Here is a 19,533-nt window from a genome sequence, read left to right as displayed (position 1 = left end):
TCGAGGTCCGCCTCGCCCCGGCGCGGACCCGCCCCCGGTCAGGCCGCCGCCAGCCCCTCCGGCAGCGCCAGCTCGCGCAGTTCGCGGATCAGCGCCCGGACGGCCGCCGTCCCGGCCAGTTCGGGCGTGGTGACGTAGCCGACGTACCGGCTGGGCGGGCGCGGTCCCAGGTCCGTGACGGCCAGCCCGGCCGGGGCGCCCAGCAGGGCCGTCCGGGGCATGATCGCCATGCCGAGGCCCTGGGAGACCAGCGACACCGCGACCGTGTCGTCCTCCACGTCGATCGTGGCGGGCGGGATCCAGTCCTGGCGGTCCCACCAGTCACGGGTGTACGAGCCGCAGTTCTCGTCCCAGTCGACCAGCGGCAGCCCGCGCGGCGCCGGGTGGCCCTGCGGGTGCACCAGCGCGTACTCCTCCGTGAAGAGCCGTGCCGCGACCAGCCCGGGAACGGGCGAGGCCCCGGCGCCGTCGAGGGTGGCGAGCCCGAGGTCGGCGCGCCCGTGCGCGACCTCGCCCGCGGTGCCCCGGCCGAGTTCGCGGACGATCCGGACCTGCGGGGTCAGCCCGGGGTGCCGGGCGGTGAGCCGGGCCAGCACGGGCGGCAGCAGGTGGGCGGCGACGCTGCGGAAGGCCGCGATCCGCAACGGTCCGGCCACCTCCCCGGCTCCCGCACCGGCGCCGGCCGCCCGGACCTCCGGGCCCATCGCCTCCAGCAGCCGCAGGATCCGCCGCGCGTACGCGACGGCCCGCGTGCCCGCCTCCGTGGGGCGCGCGCCGTGGCGCCCACGGTCGAAGAGCACCGTGCCGAGCTTCCGTTCGCAGCCGCGCACGGCGCGCGAGACGGCGGACTGGGTCATCCCCAGGCGCGCGGCCGCCGCCGTGAAGCCCCGCTCCTGATCGACGGCGACCAGGATGCGCAGTTCGTGCGGGGCGAGCTCCGGGGCCGGGCGTGGCTTCGGAGCCGCAACGGGATCGATCATGTACCCGAATCTAGCGGCATCCGCGGCATCCATCGACGCCGCTCATGGAACCCCGCCTTCCATCGATCCGGCCCCCTGCCCGGAGCCCCGGCGCCTCCGTACGGTGATCGCACACCCCACCCCGCACCAACCCGCCGGAGTCCGCCATGCCCCGCCCCGCCACCCAGACCACCGAGACCACCCAGGCCACCCCGACCGCCCAGACCGCTCAAGCCGTCCGGGCGGTCCACCAGGTCTCCCGCCCGGTCGGCCCGCCCACCGCCGACGACTTCGCCTTCGTCGAGGAGCCCGCCCCGGCCCTGGCCGAGGGCGAGGCGCTGGTCGAGAACATCTACCAGTCCGTCGACCCGTACATGCGCGAGGAGATGGAGGAGGGCGGCTGGGAGCTCAACGCCCCGCTGGAGGGCCGCACCCTCGGCCGGGTCGTGAAGTCCCGCACCCCCGCACTGCCGGTCGGCGCACTCGTCCACCACCGCAAGGCCTGGCGCACCCACTCCGCGGTCACCCCGGCCGGAGCCACCGTCCTGCCCGACTTCCCCGGCGTCCCGCTGAGCGCCCACCTGAGCGTCCTCGGCGGCACCGGCCTCTCCGCCTGGGTCGGCCTGACCAGGGTCGCCCGCCTCCAGCCCGGCGAGGACCTCTTCATCTCGGCGGCCGCCGGCGGCGTGGGCACCGCCGCCGGACAGTTCGCCCGCCTGCTCGGCGCCGGCCGGATCATCGGCAGCGCCGGCTCCGCCGCCAAGGTCGAGCACCTCACCGGGCACCTCGGCTTCGACGCCGCGTTCGACTACCACGACGGCCCGGTCGCCGAGCAGCTCCGCGCGGCCGCCCCGAGCGGCATCGACGTCTACCTCGACAACGTCGGCGGCGACCACCTGGAGGGCGCGATCAGCGTTCTGCGCGACCACGGCCGGATCGCCTGGTGCGGCGCGGTCGCCCAGTACAACAACCTCCGGCAGCCGCCGGCCGCACCCCGCAACCTCTACGACGTGGTCGGCAAGAGCCTGCGACTGGAGGGCTTCCTGGTCCGCAACCACCTCGACGCCAGGCCCGAGTTGTACGACTTCCTCGTCCCGCACCTGCGTTCCGGCGCCGTCGTCCCCGACGAGACCGTGGTGCGGGGCTTCGAGCACGTCGTGGACGCCTTCCTCGGTGTGCTCCGGGGCGCCAACACCGGCAAGATGATCGTCCAGCTCACCGACGCCCCGTAAACCGCACCCCCACCTCCGGCCCTACCGGCGCCCCGACCCAGAACCCCCCACGCGCCAACAGCCCTTCGAGTCACCATGCCTGACGCATTGTCACTGTGCCTCGATAGACTCGCCCCAGCTCATAGACCCACCTGGCAAGCGAGTTAGGACAGTCCCGAATGGCCACCCAGCTGTACTCCACCACCTCCTCCCCCGTCTCCCGGCTGGTACAGGACATCGAGCGTGGCGAAATCGGCCTTCCGGACCTGCAACGGCCGTACGTCTGGTCCGCCACCGGCGCCCGGGACCTCTTCGACTCGATGTACAAGGGGTTCCCGGTCGGGTACCTGCTCTTCTGGGGGACGGACGCCGAGCCGGGCACCAAGCAGATCGGCGCGGGCTCCAAGGAGCGTGTGCCCCGGCAGATCATCATCGACGGCCAGCAGCGCCTGACCTCGCTCTTCGCCGTCATGACCGGCGCGGAGGTGACACACGAGGACTACTCGACCGGCCGGGTGCGACTGGCCTTCCGCCCTTCGGACGAGACCTTCGCCGTCTCCGGCGCCGCGATCGAGAAGGACGCGGAGTACCTGCCGGACATCAGCGTGCTCTGGCAGTCCGACTCGAACGTCCTCAAGAAGACCGTCCGGGCGTTCCTCAACAGGCTCGCCGAGAAGCGCGAGTTGGACGAGGACGAACGCGACCGCCTGGAGTCCGCGATCGGCCATGTCCACGGGCTCAGCCTGTACAGCTTCCAGATCGTCGAACTCTCCGCGGACATCAGCCTAGAGGAGGTGTCCGAGATCTTCGTGCGCATCAACAGCAAGGGCGTGAAGCTGAAGCAGTCCGACTTCATCCTCACCCTGATGTCGGTGTCCTGGGACGAGGGCCGCCGCGAGCTGGAGCAGTTCTGCCGGGACAGCCAACTCCCCTCGCGCTCCGGCGCATCGCCGTTCAACTGGTTCCTGGAGCCCCAGCCGTCCGACCTGCTGCGGGTGACGACCGCGCTGGCCCTGCGCCGGGCCGTGCTCAAGCAGGTCTACATCGTGCTCAGCGGACGCGATCCGGACACCGGGAAGGCCTCGTCGACCCTCCGGGACAGGCAGTTCGCGAAACTTCAGGAGGCGCAGCAGAGCGTCCTGGACCTGACGAACTGGCACGAGTTCTTCCAGTGCCTGGAGCGGGCCGGCTTCCGCGGCTCGAAGATGATCTCCAGCAACAACGCCATCCTGTACAGCTACGCCATGTGGCTCATCGGCAGGATCCACTACAAGGTGCCGCTCGACCGCCTCCGGGAGGCGATCGCCCGCTGGTTCTTCATGGCGCACGGGACGGCCCGCTACTCGGGGTCACTGGAGAGCCAGGTGGAGCAGGACCTGAGCCGCTTCCGCGAGATCCCCGACGGTGACCCGGACGCCTTCATCGCCGTCCTCGACAAGATCATTTCCGATACCCTGACCTCGGACTACTGGAGCATCACGCTCCCCAACGAGCTGAACGCCTCGGCCTCCAAGACACCGGCCCTGCTGTCCTACATCGCGGCCCTGAACATCCTCGACGCCGATGCGCTGCTGTCCCGGGGCAAGGTCCGCAGCCGCCTCGACCCGGCGATCACCACGAAGCGGGGAATCGAGCGGCACCACCTCTTCCCGAAGGCCCACCTGGCTCGCGCCCTCGGGGTCCGGGAGAGCCAGAAGATCAACCAGATCGCCAACATGACCCTGGTCGAGTGGCACAAGAACATCGACATCTCGGACCAGGCGCCGGCCGTCTACTGGCCCCAGCAGATCGCCGCCCGGCAGCTGGACCCTGACCGCCTGGCCCAGCAGCAGTACTGGCACGCGCTGCCGGACGGCTGGGAGTCCATGGAGTACGAGGACTTCCTGGGTGCCCGCAGGCAGCTCATGGCCACCGTGGTCCGGGACGCGTTCGTGCAACTGGGTACCAGCGACTACCACCCCTGCTATCCCGCGCCCGATGTCCTCGCCAACCCGTCGATGCGCCAGGGAGGGTCCCGGCTGCCCCTGCACAAGCTGATCCACGCGGGCCTGCTGGAGCCGGGCGCCATCCTCAAGCCGTCCTGGGCCGGGCACTCGGTGACGGCGAGCGTCAACGAGCGCGGCCTCATCGAGGTCGACGGCGAGGCGTACGACACGCCCTCCGGCGCGGCCAAGGCCAGCGGAATCCATACCAACGGTTGGGAGTTCTGGTCCGTGGTCACCCCCCAGGGGCCGGTGCCGCTCGACAAGCTGCGGTCCGAGTACACCGCCGAGACGCTCTGGTGACCGCGCCCCGGCGGGCGACCTGAAAGGGGCGGAGCGCCCGCCTCCTCAGCGGGCGCCGAACTTCTCGTCGGTGGGGACGACCTCGCGGCCCAGCGGCATCAGCGAGATCGGGATCATCTTGAGGTTGGCCCAGCCGAAGGGGATGCCGATGATCGACAGGAACAGGGGGATGCTGGTGATCAGGTGGCCGAGCGCCAGCCACCAGCCCGCGAAGACCAGCCAGATCACGTTGCCGACGCAGGACGGCGCCCCGGCGTCCGGCTTCTCGACCGTCGTCCGGCCGAAGGGCCAGATGACGTAGCCGGCAATGCGAAAGGCGGCGACGCCGAACGGGATCGTGACGATCAGAATGCAGCAGATGATGCCCGCGACGGCGTAGCCGATGGCCATCCAGATGCCGCAGAAGATCAGCCAGAGCACGTTGAGGACGAATCCGATCACCTTCATGTTGCTCAGCCTCCCATGGGTCGTCGCTTCCAGACTGGTATACCCACCCGGGCGCGTCCCTACGTGGGGCTACACGGTGCTACGGGATCGATGGGGGATCCCCGAGGGGCCTGGCGGATCCCCGCCGACTGCCCCCGCGGAGGTCGAGGCCCGCTAGGGCGGCCACAGCCGGGCGGTGTCCGGCTCCGGGGAGACCGCACCTGCATGCCGGTCCGGGCGGCGGTGACGGCCGGGTCCGGGTGCTCGGCGGGCGCACTCCTGTAGGCGCCGACCCGGACGTCGCTGCACTCGGTGGGGACGGTGGTCAGCGGGCCGCACCGGGGCGGGTGGCGCGGTTCCAGCGGGCGCAGTCGATGTCGCCCGGCGTGATCGCGAAGGCGTGCACGCCGTGACCGCTCTGGCCGACACATGCCCTTCGGGAAAGCAGGTATGGCGACTCGTCAGATGAAGCAGCGTCAGTTCTTGTCATTTCAGTGGTGCTTCGTGGATCAGATCGCTACCGTCGCTGACGCGACCCGGGCGGAGTCGGAAGACCTGACAGTCCTGGCGGAAACCCCCGACGGGATCACAACCGATCCCGTTGTGCGCCACGTGACGCAGACGCGAACAGCCGCAGGGCCTATCCAAGTAGATGACGGGGCTGCCCTCATGCCCCGTCCACGTTCGGGAGGGAACGCGCATGGTGTCGCCGGATCCGCAGAGCCACTGGATCGCGCTCGTGGACATCGAGGATTTCAGCCTGCGCCCCGAGACCGTGCAGGCCACCCTCCACGAGGAGCTGTACGAGGTGGTCTGGTTCGCCTTCGGGCGGGCCCGGCTGGAGCGGTCCGCCTGCCAGGTGCAGGACCGCGGGGACGGCATGCTGGTCCTGCTCCCCGCCTCGACCAGCCCGGCCGTGCTGCTCCGGGAGCTGCTGCGCGGACTGCAGGACGCGCTGGCCGAGCACCACGCCAAGTACCGCGACGACCACCGGATGCGGCTGCGGGTCGGGCTGCACCAGGGGCTGGTGATCCAGCACGACGAGCGCTGGGCCGGCACCGCGATCAACGACCTGGCCCGGCTGGTGGACGCCGGACCGGTCAGGCGGGCGCTCGCGGCGGCCGAGCGGGCGCACCTGGTGGTGGTGGTCTCGGAGGAGCTCCACCGCACGGTGGTGCTCGGCCGGTACCCGGGCATCGACGCGGCCGCGTACCTCCCGGCCGACTTCGTCACCAAGCACGGGGAGCCGCGCCGGGGATGGGTGACCGTCCCGGGGTACCCGGCTCCTCCAGGACTCCCCCCGGCGACGGGGGAGCTGCCGACCGGGGTCGGGGGACGACCCGGGGGCGGCGGTCTCGCCGGGGGGCCGGACGGCGGAGCCGGGACGGGGGACCCGGCTCCGCCCGTTCCGCAGCAGCCACCGACAGCCACGGCGTCCCAGACCCTCGAAGCGGCGCCCGCGGCGCCCCGGACCCCCGAAGCAGCACCCGCGGCGCCTGCCGCGTCCCCCGCACCGCCCGCGCCCGCCACCCGGCGGATCAGCGTCAAGGGCGACTACGTCGAGGGCGACAAGCACGTCACCATCCACCCGGCCGGCCCGGTCCGACCGTGAGCACTCCCCCCGCGACACCGACAGCCGCACCGACACCCGCACCGGCGGCCCCGGCTCCGGCGCCCGCCGGCGGGGCCGCACCCCCGCCCGCTCCCCCGTCCGACGGCCCGTCCCCGGCCCCCGATCCGGGCGCGGCCCCGGGCCCCGGCGGCGAGTCCGCCCCGGCCGGCGATCCGGCCGCGCAGGCCGCCCCCAGCCACAGTGTCGGGGCCGGCGAGAGCGCCGCCGAGGCCACCGCCCGGACCGGCCAGAGCAGCAAGCGCAAGGGCCTGCTGCGGCAGGCACGGCTGCGCGTCGAGGGCGACGCGGTCGGCGGCGACAAGATCGTCATCATGGCCGGCGAGGAGCACCGGATCACCCTGCGCTCCCTGTCGCCCGCCGTCGTCGAGGCCGTCCGGCACTCCTTCCAGGAGCCGCCCCGCTGGGACGAGATCCGCACCAACGCCTGGCGCCGCCGCTCGGTGGTGCTGCGCGGCCCGGCCGGCGCCGGAAAGACCGCGGCCGCCGTCCGGCTGCTGCTCACCGCGCAGTCCCGCGCGTGGTACCTGCTGGACTCGGTCGCCCAGCTCGCCCGGCTCACCGCCGTCGAGCAACTCGGCCAGGGTGCCGGGCTGCTGCTCAACTGCCCGGCCGACGCCGCCGAGCTGCGCGGCCCGCTGCTGGAGTCGCTGGAGCACGAACTGGAGCGCTCCGGCGCGCATCTGGTGCTGACCGTCGGCACGGACGTCCTGCTCGACCGGGGCGTCGGCGAGTACGTCCAACGGCTCGACCGGCCGCCCGCCCTCGACGCGGTGGTCCGCGCCCATCTCGCCCGGCGGATCGGCGAGTCCGCGGCCGACGACACCCTCGACTGCGGCGACCTGAAGGACCTGGTGGCCGAACTGCTGGCCGCGGACGGGTCCTGCCGGATCGCCGCCCGGCTGGCCGAGGTGCTCGCCGACGAGCACGCCGGGGGCGTACTGGACCCGGACCGGGTCCGCACCCTGATGGACCAGGGCGACGGCCAGTCCGTCGACGACTGGTTCGACGGCCTCGGCAAGCCCGAACTGCGCGCCCGCGCGGTCGCACTGGCGGTCCTCAACGGCCTCCCCCAGGAGGACGTGGCGGCGGGCGGCGCCGCGCTGCTGGCCCGGTTCCACAGCGACCGGACGCTGGTCACCGTCCCGGCCGGCGGCCAACCCCCGCTCGCCCGGGACCCGTTCGCCACCCCGCGGCGCGCCCTGCTGGAGCAGCTGGGGGCCCGGACGGTGGCGACGGTGACCCGAGGCCAGTACGGCTGGCTGCCCTGCACCATCACCGAGTACCGGGACGCCGGCCACGCCCCCCGGGTCATCCGGCACGTCTGGTCCGAGTACGACATCCAGGCCGAACTGCTCGACTGGCTCGGCGAGTTGGTCGACTCGGCCTCCGAGCAGGTGCGCAGCTTCGCCGGGACGGCACTCGGCGTGGTCGCCACCGGCGCGTTCGACCACCTGAGCACCTGGGTCTTCCCCGGCTGGATCCGCGACGAGGACACCGGCACCCTGCGCCGCGAGGCCGTCGCGTACGCGCTGCGGGTCTGCGTCGAGGACCCGGCGCTGCGGGCCGGCGTCCGGGCCATGGTGGACGGCTGGTACCTCTCCGGCTCCTGGCAGGCCCAGGCCGCGGCGGCCCGCGCCTACGGGCTCTGCCTGGGCGGCGCCGACCTCGCCACCGCCGTGGAGGCGCTGGCCCGGCTGGGCACGGTGGACGACATCCGGGTCGCCATCGCCGTCGGGGACAGCTTCGCCGACCTGATCGAGGAGGACGTCGAGGGCAACACCCCCGTGGTGCTGGCGGCGCTGGTCGGCATGATGCGGCGGCACGAGAGCCGGGCCACCGGGCACCTCGCCTTCCTGATCCTCGCCGACGCCCTGGTCACCGAGCTCCCACCGCCCGGTCCCGGCGCCGCCCCGCGCAGCCGGCCCACGCTGCTGCACCTCGTCTCCCAGCAGGACGGCCTGCGCGAACAGCTCGCCCACCTCTGGTCCGAGGTGATCGGCGGGGAGCTGTTCGGGGCCGAGGCCGCCGGTGTGCTGCGGATGTGGGCGAGCCAGGCCGAGGCCGATCCGCACCTGCTCGACGACCTGCTCCGCATGCTCCGCGACCTCGCCCAGCGGACCGCCCGCAACCGGGACATCCTGCTGCGCTACGCCTCCCGCTGGGACGCCTACGACGCGCTGCGACCGCTGCGCCGCTCGGCCGCCCTGCTGCGCGCCGTCCTGGCCCCCTGAACCGACCCCCACAAGGAGACGCCCCGGCCATGGAACCGGTGTCACTGATCATCAGCAAGGCCCCGATGTCCGCGCTCGCCCTGGGCCCCGCCAAGGGCGCCAGCCCGCACGTCGCGGTCGTCTACGTCACCCCGCGCGGTGAGGTGGACTGCTTCGAGGGCCGCCCGATGACCTACTCCCAGCAGGCCTTCTCCAAGTACCGCACCCGCTTCGAGGTGGACATGCGGGACCACCAGCGCACGGTGACGATCGGCCGCAGCCCGCTGGTCTCCCGCGACCAGGTCCACGCCTTCGAGGTCGTCGTCACCCTCGCCTTCCGGGTCGACGGCTGGGACGGCGCCAAGGACTGGGTGCGCAGCGGGCTCCCGGACGCCCTCCCGGTGGTGTACGACCACATCAACCATCTGTTCCACGGCGCCGGGCAGGGCTTCGACATCGAGGACTCCTTCGGCCTCCAGCAGCACCTGAACCGGCTCTGCGGCCCGCCGAGGGCGGTCGGCGCCGGTCTGCTGGTGCACGGCTGCCGGGTGAACGTCCGGCCCGACGCCAAGTCCCGGGAGTTCCTGGAGGGGCTGGTGGAGGCCGCGCGCGAGGAGCGCACCGGCGCCGCCCGGCACGTGTCCGGCCGGGGCGGGACGCACCGCGAGATCGAGCTGAGGCGGATCCAGCAGGAGGCCGAGATCGCCGCCACCCGGCGCCAGTCCGAGGCGCTCAACGGGATGCTGATGACCAGCGAGAACCTCATCCGGCAGTACCTGGTCACCCACCCGCAGGACGCCGCCGGGGCGGTCGAGATGATGCGGCAGCTGGAGGAGGCCCGGTCGGCCCGGGAGGACCTGCGGGACGCCCGGTCGCTGGCACTGTTCCAGCTGATGGCGGACAAGGGGCTGGTCCTCCCCGGCGACCTCAACGACATGCGCCGCCAGCTGGTCGGCCAGGTCCAGCGGGCCACCGGCGTCGGACCGGCCGCGCCGTACGCGCCCGCGGTGTCCTGGGACGCCCCGCTGGCGCTCGGCTCCGCCCCGCCGGCCCCGGCCGCCCATGCCGCCTCCGCCCCCGGCTACGCCCCCACCGCCGACCCCGCGGGCCGGTCCGTCCCGTACGAGGCCGCCCCGTACGAGGGCGTCCCGTACGAGGCCGCCCCGCCACGGCCGGGCGTCGCGGACACGGCCAGCCTGTACGAGCCGACCGTGGTGGTACCCGCTGCGACCCCGCACGCCCCCACCGCGTTCCCCGGCGCGGCCCTGATCTACCTCGTCCTGGACGAGTCGCTCGACTCCGCCAGCCTGGACGAGCTCAACCGCGGGCTGCGCAACCTGCACGACGCCCTGTCCGCGAGCCCCGAGGTGGCCGCCCGGCTGCGGATCTGCGTGGTCGGCATGGCCGCGGGGGCCGAACTGCGGCTGCCGCTGGAGGCCGTCGGCCCGGGCACCCGGACGCCGATCCTGATGCGCCGCCCGGGGCTCTCCTACCGGGAGGCCTTCCGTACCCTGCGCACCCTGCTGCCGCAGGACGTGGCGCTGGTGAAGGCGGAGCCGACGACCGCGCTGCGGCCGATGGTGTTCTTCGTCAGCGGCGGCACGCCCGGCGAGGGCGGCGACTGGCAGGACGCCCACGACGAACTGGTGGACCGGTCCCGGCACCCGTCGGCCCCGCACATCGTGGCCTGCGGCCTGGCCGCCGCCGACCCGCGCGCCGTCCAACGGATCGCCACCCGGCCGGAGTTCGGCCACATGGCCGCGCCGAACACGGATGCCGGCTCGGCGGCGCACAGCTGCGCGGCCTTCCTGCGGGACGCGGTCGTCGGCTACGGCAGGCGGCTGGCCGCGGGTTCCACCGAGTTCAGCATCGTCGGCCCGGACGGCTTCCGTCCGGCGGCCGACACCCTCTGAGAGCGCGGACACCGGAGAAGGGATCGCAACACCATGGACGGCAATCGGGGCCACCTGCTCCCCATCTACGTACTCGCCGACGAGTCGGGCTCGATGAGCAGCCACATCGACGAACTCAACGACGGGCTGAGGTCACTGCACCAGGCGCTGCTCGGCGAGCCGATGGCGGCGGCCAAGGTCCGCTTCTCGGTCCTGGGCTTCTCGGACGACGTGGTGGAGCGGGTCAGCATGGTCGACCTGCGCGGCGCCAACGAGTTCCCCCGGCTGCGCACCCGGGGCATGACCAGCTACGCCAAGGCCTTCGAGGACCTCATCGCGCGGATCCCGAACGACGTGGCCGGGCTCAAGGGCGAGGGCTACCAGGTGCACCGGCCCGCGGTGTTCTTCCTCAGCGACGGGGTCCCGAACCACGGCGAGGACTGGCAGGGCGCCCACCGCCGGCTCACCGACCGGAGCATCACCCCGGCCGCCCCGAACATCATCGCCTGCGGGATCGGGAACGCCGACGCGGCGGTGATCGCCAGAGTGGCCACCAGCCAGGAGTTCGGCTTCGTCGCCAACAAGGGGGTCGACGTGGGTCAGGCCATCGCCAAGTTCTGCACCGCGCTCACCAAGAGCGTGATCGCCTCGGGCCGTTCGCTCAGCTCGGCCGAGCCGCAGCTGGTCGTGGACCGGCCGGAAGGCTTCACCGTCGCAATCGATGTGATCTGACCGTGGCACCTCTGTTCAACCGCAGGGACGACGACGAGGACCTTCCCCAGCCCGCGGTGCCTCCGCCGACGCCCCCGCCGTCCCGGCTCTCCCGTTCGCCGCACCACTGGCTGCCGACCCCGGCCCGGGGCCCGGCGCCGGGCCGGCCCCACAGCCATCCCCAGGGCCAGCCCCAAGGCCACCCGGCAGCCGAGCCGCCGACCGAGCCGCCACCGGCCCGGCCGCACGCGGAGCCCCACCCACACCCGCACCCGCACGCGGAGCCCCACCCACACGCACACCCGCACGCGCAGCCACCGCGGCCGGCGCTCCCGCCCACCGTCGGCCCCGCGGCCCCGGCCGCACCGCCGCCGCCCAGCCCCGCCATGCCCGAGCTCTGGCAGCCCGTGGTGGTCGGCGACCCGGTGGCGGTCTTCGACCCGCGCCCGCCCTCCGGCCTGTCGTACCGCCCGGACACCGTCTGCGACGGCTGGTCCACCCCCGCGCTCGACCTGCGGCTGGCCTCCGTCCGCGGCTACCAGCACCGCTACGACGGCCGCCCCCGGGAGGACGACGCCGCCTGCGCCTGGGACCGCGCCACCGGCACGGTGGTCTTCGCCGTCGCCGACGGCGTGTCCAGCGCCGGGCAGCCGCACATCGGCTCCCAACTGGCCTGCCGCAGCGCGGTCGACGAGCTGCTGGCCCAGGTCCGGGTCGGTGCCGGCCGGGTGGGCGACTGGGAGAAGCTGCTGGGCACCGTCCAGTGGCAGCTGATCGAGCAGGCCCGGCGCATCCTCAAGCAGCCGGGCGCCGGCATCGAGGCCACCGCCCAGCTGCTCGCCACCACCCTGGTGGCCGGCACCGCCACCCCGACCGGGAACGGGGTGACCATCGAGGTGGTGTCGGTGGGCGACTCCGGCGTGTGGCAGATCAAGTACGACCGGATCTACCAGCTGCTCGGCGGCAAGTCGGCCGGCCCGGACGGGCTGGTCTCCTCCTCGGTGGAGCCGCTGCCGGGCGTGCCGACCCGGATCCGCCCGATGGACTTCTACCTGGACCCCGGCTCGGTCGTGCTGATCGGCACCGACGGCTTCGGCGACCCGGTGGGCAACGGCCGCGGCGAGGTCGCCCGGCTGTTCGTCGAGGGTCTGCGCCGGCCCGTGCCACCGCTCGGCTTCGCCCACCTGCTGGACTTCTCCCGCGAGACCTTCGACGACGACCGCACCCTGGTCGCGCTCTGGCCGCGTGAGCACCCCTCGCACGGGAGGCCGCGGTGAGCGTGATCCGCTTCCGGCCCGACCAGCTGGGCGACTACAAGCAGCACGAACTGGGCAAGGGCGGACAGGGGTTCGTCTACGAGGTCCCCGTGCCGCCGCCCGGCCTCAGCGGGCCGCTGGTCTACAAGGAGTACCGCGCCGGGATGCTGCTGGACCCGGGCGTCCTGGTGGAGATGGCCGAATTCCCGGACTCCCTCGGCCCGGCCGACCGCGCCTTTCTCCTGGACCGGCTCGCCTGGCCGCTCGCCCTGGCCGAACGCGGCTCGCAGATCAGCGGGTTCGCGATGCGCAAGGTCCCCCCGGAGTTCTTCATCGCCATGCCGGACGGCGCCAAGCCGCAGGGCTTCCAGTTCCTGCTGAACGACGCCGCCTTCCTGCAGCGGATCGGCCTGCACATCGACGACGAGCAACGACTGCTCCTGCTGCGGGACTTGGCTGCCCTGATCGCCCGACTGCACGGCCACGGGGCGGCGGTGGGCGACCTCTCCCCCAACAACGTGCTGTTCACCCTGGCCGGCTCACCCCGCTGCCTGCTCATCGACTGCGACTCGATGAGCCTGCACGGGCGCTCCGCCGTCGAGCAGGTGGAGACGCCGGACTGGGAGGTGCCGGAGGCCGCCAAGGCCACCCCCGCGTCGGACGCCGCCAAGTTCGGACGGTTCGTCCTGCGGCTGTTCAACGGCGAGCAGCACAGCCTGGACGACACCCGGCTGCGCGCCCTGTCCCCGGAGCTGGCCCGACTGGCCGGGTGGAGCCAGCACGCCGACCCGACCGCCCGGCCGCCGGCCGCCGCCTGGATCGGCCCGCTGGACCAGGCGCTGCACACCGTCCGCACCCTCGGCCCGGCGGCTCCGCCCCCGCCGCCGCCCTCAGCGCCGCCTCGGCCGGGAACGCCTCCGCAGGCGGCGCCGCCCACCCCCGCCAGGCCGCGCCGCCGGGTCGCGCCGGTCCTCGTCGGCCTGCTGGTCGCGGCCGCCCTGCTGGTGGGCGGCGACCGGCTGGTCGAGTACTACCGGGCCTCCACGACGGCCTCGTCCACCGAGTCCACCGGTTCCACCGGCTCCACGGGCTCGACCGGGGCCGCCCCGGCGCCCACCTGGCAGCCGACCGCCCCGGCCACCACCGTGAAGCCGCCCGCCCCCGCCCCCACGACCCCCGACAACACCGTCCCGGTGGACACCGGCCAGGTCGCCGGACACCCCGAAGCCCCGGGCGTGGCAACCCTGTTCAGCCGGTTCTTCACCGCCGTGAACACCCGCCAGTACGACACCGCACTCGGCTACTACGACCCCGACACCACGGCGCTCGACCTCAGCTCCGAGGAGGAACGCGCCGACTGGCGGCGCATCATGGCCACCACCCAGGACTCGAACGTCGCCATCGCCGCCATCACCGGCGCCGGCCCCTACACCCGCGCGACCGTCCGGTTCCGCAGCCGCCAGGCCGCCGGCTACGGCCCCCAGGGGCACGAGGACCAGACCTGCACGGACTGGCAGCTCACCTACAACCTCTCCCGCTCCGGCAGCGGTTACCGCATCGTCAGCGCCCCCGGCTCCGGCGTGAGCTTCCGCGGATGCTGAACCGGCCGCCTCAGCCGCCGAAGGCGGCCAGCTTGAGCCCGTCCACCGAGGTGATCCGCAGCGACTGCCGGCCGGTGGCGATCAGCCCCTGGCCCCGCCACTGCTCCAGCACCCGGCTGACCGTCCGGCGCGAGCTCAGCACCAGCCCGGCCAGGTCGTCCTGGGAGAGGTTGAGCCCGATCCTGATCCCGCCGGTGTGCGGCACCGGCTCGCCGCAGCGCTCGCCGAGGTCCAGCAGGAGCGCGGCGAGCCGGACGGCGACCGGCTCGGTGACGTTGGTCCGGTGCTCGTCCGCCTCGCGCAGCCGACGGGAGAGGGTCTGCTCCAGGGCCGCGGCGGTGCCCTGGCGGGACTGCGCGAAGGCACGGAAGCGGGCTGCGGTCAGCTGCAGCACCTCGACCCCGGTGGCGGCCAGCAGCGAGGCCGAGCGCGGGCGCCCCTCCAGGACGGCCTGCTCCCCCAGGAGGTCCCCGGGGCCGCGCAGGGCGAGCAGGGCGCGGTACCCGGCCGAGGAGTACGAGACCACCTTGATCCAGCCGCCCAGGACGACGACCACGTAGTCGGAGGCGTCGCCCTGGGCGAAGAGCTGGGTGTCCGCCGCCAGGGCGACCCGGGTGCCCAGCCCGAGCAGCGCGTCGCGGTCGGCCGCGTCGAGCGCCGACCAGAAGGTGACGGGCCCGCCCGTCGGCCTGCCGCCCACCGCACTAGCCGACGATCCAGGCCAGGCCGACCGCCGCGACCCCGGCGACCGCGAACTGCAGGGACTGCTGGACGCGCCGGTGCTTCGTCCAGGCGATCTGGCTCATCACCACCAGTTGCCGGCTCAGCGTCTCCAGCGGCGGGGTAGCGGCGATCTTCTCGGCCAGCCGCTCCGGCTCCCAGTGCCGCAGGTGCCCGAAGTAGACGAAGTGCTCCCGCCAGTCGTCTCCGCCGCCCTTGGTCCGCAGCCGGGGGCTCACCACGGACACCGCGGCCAGCGCGGAGAGCGCGAGCAGCGCGATACCCAGCCAGAACACGCTCTTGGGGAACACGCCGGTCAGCCGCTCCGACTGGTTGCCGGTGCCGAAGAAGGCGGTCAGGACGCCGATCGCGGCCGATTCGAGGGTGAGCGCGAAGGCCGCCTTGGCGTCCACCTTCCCGGTCCAGTCCTGCAACGAGGCGTGGATCTTCCAGGCCGTCTCCACCGGATCCGTCTCGGCCATGAACCCCCCATTCCGCTGAGCCGTCCCCCGGGTGCGAAGCACCAGTGTGGCACCTCGCCGCCCCGGTGAGCAGGGCCTTGCGCAAGTGATCTCCCGCTCCCCGCAGCCGAGTTCGGCCCCGGGGCCGGCGCCGCCACCGGCCCCCGGCAAGATCGGCCGGACAGGACCTACAACGGGGTGACGGCCTTCAGCACCAGCAGCAGTGCCACCGCCGCGTTGAGCGCGCAGAGCGCGGACGCCGCCGCCCCCGCCGCGGCCACCATCGCGGCCAGGCCCGCCCGGGTGTGCGCGGGCGGCCAGTTCCGCGAGGACGGCACCGGGCCGAGCAGCGCGGCCACCCGGCGCGGGACCGGCCCGGGCACCGGGCCCGGCGCGGCGAAGGCCGCGAAGCCGGGGACGGGCGCCCGGCGCGAGACCAGGGCGGCGCGGGCCACCGCGCGGGCCGTGATCCGGCGGTCGCCCACCACCTGCGCGGACTCCTCGTCCGCCCAGCGCTCGGCGCTGTACGCCACCGCCTGCTGCAACGGCCGGAGGAACGGATTGACGCACCCGGCCAGCTGGGTGGTCAGCAGGTGGCGGTGGTGCCGGTGGACGAGGTGCGCCCGCTCGTGGGCGAGCAGCGCCTCCCGCTCGTCCGCGGCCAGCCCGGCCAGCATGCCGGTGGACACCACCACCCGCCCGGGCGAGCCGGGCAGCGCGTACGCGTACGGGGTCCCGTCCGGCAGCACGGCGACATCGCCGAAGAGGCCGGGGCCGCCCGCCGGGGCGACGGCATCGGGACCGCCGGGCGGCAGCCCCTCCAGCGCCCGCCGGGCCCGGCCCCGGACCCGCAGGTGCCGCACGACCGTCCTGGTGGTGGCCGCGGCCACCACCAGGAGCACGCAGATCGCCGCCGTCCCGATCGTCTCGTGGTACTGCAGCGCCGCCCGCACCTCCGGGTCGGACCAGCTGTCCGGCAGCGGGTTGCCCGGGATCTGCGCGGTGCCCACCACGCCGATCAGCCCGAGGCAGAGCGCGCTGCACAGCGCCATCACCGCGCTGATCGCGGTGAGCAGCCGGGCCGCGCCGCGCGGGTGCAGGTGCTGACCGGCGAGCCGGGCGATCGGCACCGCCGTCAGCGGGAGGATGAGCGGGAGGAAGACGAAGACGCCCACGGTTCGGCTCTGTTCAGTTCTCGCGGTCGGCCGCGGCCGGATCGGCGGACGCACTGTCCAGCAGCGTCCGCAGCAGTTCCTCGTCGTGCGGCAGCAGGGCGGTGACGAAGCTGGCCAGCACGGCGTCCCGGTCCGGCTCGCCGTCGAGCATCCGGCGCATCCGCAGGGCGGCCAGGCCGGCCGCGTCGGAGGAGGCCTGCCAGCGGTAGGAGCGGCCCGAACGGGTCCGGGAGACGGCCTTCTTGGCGTGCAGCCGGGACAGGATGGTCATCACGGTGGTGTAGGCGAGGCCGCCGTCCAGCCGTTCCTGCACCCACCCCGCCGTGGCCGGGCCGGGCGCCCGCTGGAGCACCGCGAGCACCTGGGCCTCCAGCTCGCCCTGGCCGCGCCGTCTGGCCCGCGGATCCCCGGCCGCCGGGGCGTGCCTCTCCTCAGCCATGACGGCCGCTCCCTCCGGATGCCGCGCCCCGCCGACGGCGGGACACCCTGCCATCCTAACGAGCGGCCCTTTCGCGGCCCGCTCGCAGCCCTTTCGCGGTGTGCCCGGCGGGCTCAGTGCAGCGGCAGTCCGGCGTTCTGCCGCCGGTCCAGCTCGGCGATGTCCGGGTGGTGCAGGTCGAAGGCCGGGGATTCGGAGCGGATCCGGGGCAGCGTGGTGAAGTTGTGCCGCGGCGGCGGGCACGAGGTGGCCCACTCCAGCGAGCGCCCGTACCCCCACGGGTCGTCCGCGGTGACCGGCTCGCCGTACCGCGCGGTGCGCCAGACGTTGTAGAGGAACGGCAGCGTGGAGAGGCCGAGCAGGAACGAGCCGATGCTGGAGACGGTGTTGAGCGTGGTGAAGCCGTCCGAGGCCAGGTAGTCGGCGTAGCGGCGGGGCATCCCTTCTGCGCCCAGCCAGTGCTGCACCAGGAAGGTGGCGTGGAAGCCGACGAAGAGCGTCCAGAAGTGGATCCGCCCGAGCCGCTCGTCCAGCATCCGCCCGGTGAACTTGGGCCACCAGAAGTGGAAGCCGGCGAACATCGCGAAGACGACCGTCCCGAACACCACGTAGTGGAAGTGGGCGACGACGAAGTACGAGTCGGAGACCTGGAAGTCGATCGGCGGCGCGGCCAGCAGCACCCCGGTCAGGCCCCCGAACAGGAAGGTGACCAGGAAGCCGACGGTCCAGAGCATCGGCGCCTCGAAGCTCAGCGAGCCGTGCCACATGGTGCCGATCCAGTTGAAGAACTTCACCCCGGTCGGCACCGCGATCAGCATCGTCATGATCGCGAAGAACGGCAGCAGCACCTGCCCGGTGACGAACATGTGGTGGGCCCAGACCGTGATCGACAGGCCGGTGATGGCGAGGGTGGCCGCGACCAGGCCGCTGTAGCCGAACACCGGCTTGCGGCTGAACACCGGGATCACCTCGGTGATGATGCCGAAGAACGGCAGCGCGATGATGTACACCTCGGGGTGGCCGAAGAACCAGAACAGGTGCTGCCACAGCAGCGCCCCGCCGTTGGCCGGGTCGAAGACGTGCGAGCCGAACTTGCGGTCCGACTCCAGGCAGAGCAGCGCCGCCGCCAGCACCGGGAAGGCGAACAGCACCAGCACGGCGGTCAGCAGGATGTTCCAGACGAAGATCGGCATCCGGAAGAGCGTCATGCCCGGCGCCCGGAAGCAGACGATCGTGGTGATGAAGTTGACCGCGCCGAGGATGGTCCCGAACCCGGAGAGCGCCAGGCCCATGATCCAGAGGTCCGCGCCGATGCCCGGGCTGTGCTGGAGGCTGTTCAGCGGCGCGTAGGCGAACCAGCCGAAGTCGGCCGCGCCGTCCGGGGTCAGCAGGCCGGCCATCACGATCAGCGAGCCGAACAGGTAGAACCAGTAGGCGAGCGCGTTCAGCCGGGGGAAGGCCACGTCGGGCGCGCCGATCTGCAGCGGCATGATCCAGTTGGCGAACCCGGCGAACAGCGGGGTCGCGAACATCAGCAGCATGATCGTGCCGTGCATGGTGAACAGCTGGTTGAACTGCTCGTTGGAGAGCAACTGCAGCCCCGGCCGGGCCAGCTCGATCCGCATCAGCATCGCCATCAGGCCGCCCGCCAGGAAGAACCCGAACGCCGTGGTCATGTAGAGGGTGCCGATGCGCTTGTGGTCGGTGGTGGTCAGCCAGCCGACCAGGGCCCGGCCGCGGCGGCGCCGACCGGCGGCCAGCCAGCGGTCCAGCCGGGGGGTGCGTGAGGGGTGCGGGGCCTGCTCCGGGACGTCCTGCGGCAGAAGCGTCATGCACCGCGCCTTCCGTGCTCGGGGCCGGCGGCCGCCTCCCCACGGCCACCGGACGGTCGTCGGACAAGCACTACCAGTCGCGGGCCGCGCCGACCGGGGGCACGCGGGCGCGTCACCCGAACAGGTGCGGCCCGGTTGCCCGGCGCCCGGGCCGGGCGGACCGTCGAAGTCCGTACGACTGTTCGGTCTAGGAGGAGTCCATGAGCAGCCAGTCCGCCCCCGACCAACCCCCGCCCTGGCGCTCGGGCACCAACGCGCCGCCTCCGCCGGGGACGAACAAGTTCAGCGACTGGGCGCCCGGCCTGGTGATCTTCGCCGGTGTCCTGATGCTGCTGAACGGCTTCATGGAGATGCTGCGCGGGATCATGGCGATCGCCGACGACGACGTCTTCCTCACCACCCAGCGGTACGTCTTCCGCTTCGACCTCACCGGGTGGGGCTGGATCCACGTGATCGTCGGCGCGCTGGTCGCGGTGGTCGGCGCCTTCCTGCTCAAGGGCGCCCCCTGGGCCCGGTACGCCGGTATCGTCCTCACCGTCGTGAGCGCCCTGGACAGCTTCCTCGCCGTGCCGTACTACCCGTTCTGGTCGTTCATCGTGATCGCGCTGGACGTCTTCATCATCTGGGCCCTGTGCGTCTACCGCCCGGAGGACACCGTGTTCTGACCGCCCGCCCGGCACCGCGCCCGCGCCCGCGCCCGTCCGGGGCGCGGGCGCACGGCC

The 19,533-nt window shown here is 73.4% G+C and carries 16 protein-coding genes; 9 read left to right on the top strand and 7 right to left on the bottom strand.

Annotated features, from left to right (window positions below; translation table 11 throughout):
• Nucleotides 1-38: 38 nt before the first annotated feature.
• A complete protein-coding gene (locus ACFVVX_RS25925) occupies nucleotides 39-980 on the bottom strand; it encodes a LysR family transcriptional regulator (protein ID WP_387949024.1) in 942 nt (313 codons plus the stop codon).
• Nucleotides 981-1,126: 146 nt separating this feature from the next.
• On the opposite strand from ACFVVX_RS25925, the gene ACFVVX_RS25920 reads away from it, so the two are divergent.
• Nucleotides 1,127-2,191, top strand: coding sequence for an NADP-dependent oxidoreductase (locus ACFVVX_RS25920; RefSeq protein ID WP_387949023.1), 1,065 nt, complete (start codon nucleotides 1,127-1,129; stop codon nucleotides 2,189-2,191).
• Between the two features lie 158 nt (nucleotides 2,192-2,349).
• Nucleotides 2,350-4,455 carry a DUF262 domain-containing protein gene (locus ACFVVX_RS25915; RefSeq protein WP_387949022.1) on the top strand — a complete coding sequence of 702 codons (2,106 nt, stop codon included), beginning with the start codon at nucleotides 2,350-2,352 and terminating at the stop codon, nucleotides 4,453-4,455.
• 45 nt (nucleotides 4,456-4,500) lie between these two features.
• Here the strand turns inward: ACFVVX_RS25915 and ACFVVX_RS25910 are convergent, their stop codons facing one another.
• Nucleotides 4,501-4,902, bottom strand: a complete 402-nt coding sequence (locus ACFVVX_RS25910; protein WP_387949021.1) for a YccF domain-containing protein — start codon at nucleotides 4,900-4,902, stop codon at nucleotides 4,501-4,503.
• Nucleotides 4,903-5,581: 679 nt separating this feature from the next.
• On the opposite strand from ACFVVX_RS25910, the gene ACFVVX_RS25905 reads away from it, so the two are divergent.
• The 6 genes from ACFVVX_RS25905 to ACFVVX_RS25880 all read left to right on the top strand — a co-directional run bounded on the left by ACFVVX_RS25905 (nucleotide 5,582) and on the right by ACFVVX_RS25880 (nucleotide 14,184).
• Nucleotides 5,582-6,493 carry a hypothetical protein gene (locus ACFVVX_RS25905; protein WP_387949020.1) on the top strand — a complete coding sequence of 304 codons (912 nt, stop codon included), beginning with the start codon at nucleotides 5,582-5,584 and terminating at the stop codon, nucleotides 6,491-6,493.
• Nucleotides 6,490-8,745, top strand: a complete 2,256-nt coding sequence (locus tag ACFVVX_RS25900; RefSeq protein ID WP_387949019.1) for a hypothetical protein — start codon at nucleotides 6,490-6,492, stop codon at nucleotides 8,743-8,745. Before ACFVVX_RS25905 ends, ACFVVX_RS25900 begins: the two co-directional genes overlap by 4 nt.
• A 29-nt stretch (nucleotides 8,746-8,774) precedes the next feature.
• Nucleotides 8,775-10,637, top strand: a complete 1,863-nt coding sequence (locus ACFVVX_RS25895) for a hypothetical protein (RefSeq protein ID WP_387949018.1) — start codon at nucleotides 8,775-8,777, stop codon at nucleotides 10,635-10,637.
• A gap of 33 nt (nucleotides 10,638-10,670) precedes the next feature.
• Nucleotides 10,671-11,348, top strand: coding sequence for a hypothetical protein (locus tag ACFVVX_RS25890; protein WP_387949017.1), 678 nt, complete (start codon nucleotides 10,671-10,673; stop codon nucleotides 11,346-11,348).
• Nucleotides 11,349-11,713: 365 nt separating this feature from the next.
• Nucleotides 11,714-12,604: a protein phosphatase 2C domain-containing protein gene (locus ACFVVX_RS25885; protein ID WP_387949016.1), complete on the top strand. Its 891-nt coding sequence runs from the start codon at nucleotides 11,714-11,716 to the stop codon at nucleotides 12,602-12,604.
• Nucleotides 12,601-14,184, top strand: coding sequence for a hypothetical protein (locus tag ACFVVX_RS25880; RefSeq protein ID WP_387949015.1), 1,584 nt, complete (start codon nucleotides 12,601-12,603; stop codon nucleotides 14,182-14,184). The genes ACFVVX_RS25885 and ACFVVX_RS25880 overlap by 4 nt, the downstream gene beginning before the upstream one ends.
• Before the next feature lie 10 nt (nucleotides 14,185-14,194).
• Here ACFVVX_RS25880 and ACFVVX_RS25875 read toward each other — a convergent pair whose 3' ends face one another.
• The 5 genes from ACFVVX_RS25875 to ctaD all read right to left on the bottom strand — a co-directional run bounded on the left by ACFVVX_RS25875 (nucleotide 14,195) and on the right by ctaD (nucleotide 18,811).
• Nucleotides 14,195-14,884: a Crp/Fnr family transcriptional regulator gene (locus ACFVVX_RS25875; RefSeq protein WP_387949014.1), complete on the bottom strand. Its 690-nt coding sequence runs from the start codon at nucleotides 14,882-14,884 to the stop codon at nucleotides 14,195-14,197.
• 4 nt (nucleotides 14,885-14,888) lie between these two features.
• Nucleotides 14,889-15,386, bottom strand: coding sequence for a Pycsar system effector family protein (locus tag ACFVVX_RS25870; protein WP_387949013.1), 498 nt, complete (start codon nucleotides 15,384-15,386; stop codon nucleotides 14,889-14,891).
• Between the two features lie 167 nt (nucleotides 15,387-15,553).
• A complete protein-coding gene (locus tag ACFVVX_RS25865) occupies nucleotides 15,554-16,540 on the bottom strand; it encodes a M48 family metalloprotease (protein WP_387949012.1) in 987 nt (328 codons plus the stop codon).
• A 13-nt stretch (nucleotides 16,541-16,553) separates the two neighbouring features.
• On the bottom strand, nucleotides 16,554-16,979 hold the full coding sequence (locus ACFVVX_RS25860; RefSeq protein ID WP_387949011.1) for a BlaI/MecI/CopY family transcriptional regulator: 426 nt from the start codon (nucleotides 16,977-16,979) through the stop codon (nucleotides 16,554-16,556).
• 113 nt (nucleotides 16,980-17,092) lie between these two features.
• Nucleotides 17,093-18,811: a cytochrome c oxidase subunit I gene (gene ctaD, locus ACFVVX_RS25855; protein ID WP_387949010.1), complete on the bottom strand. Its 1,719-nt coding sequence runs from the start codon at nucleotides 18,809-18,811 to the stop codon at nucleotides 17,093-17,095.
• A 200-nt stretch (nucleotides 18,812-19,011) separates the two neighbouring features.
• Here ctaD and ACFVVX_RS25850 point away from each other — a divergent pair, with 200 nt between their 5' ends.
• Nucleotides 19,012-19,476, top strand: a complete 465-nt coding sequence (locus tag ACFVVX_RS25850; protein WP_387949009.1) for a hypothetical protein — start codon at nucleotides 19,012-19,014, stop codon at nucleotides 19,474-19,476.
• Nucleotides 19,477-19,533 lie beyond the last annotated feature (57 nt).

Source organism: Kitasatospora sp. NPDC058170 (genome assembly GCF_042883905.1).
GTDB lineage: Bacteria > Actinomycetota > Actinomycetes > Streptomycetales > Streptomycetaceae > Kitasatospora.
This window is presented reverse-complemented; position numbering and strand designations above follow the sequence as displayed.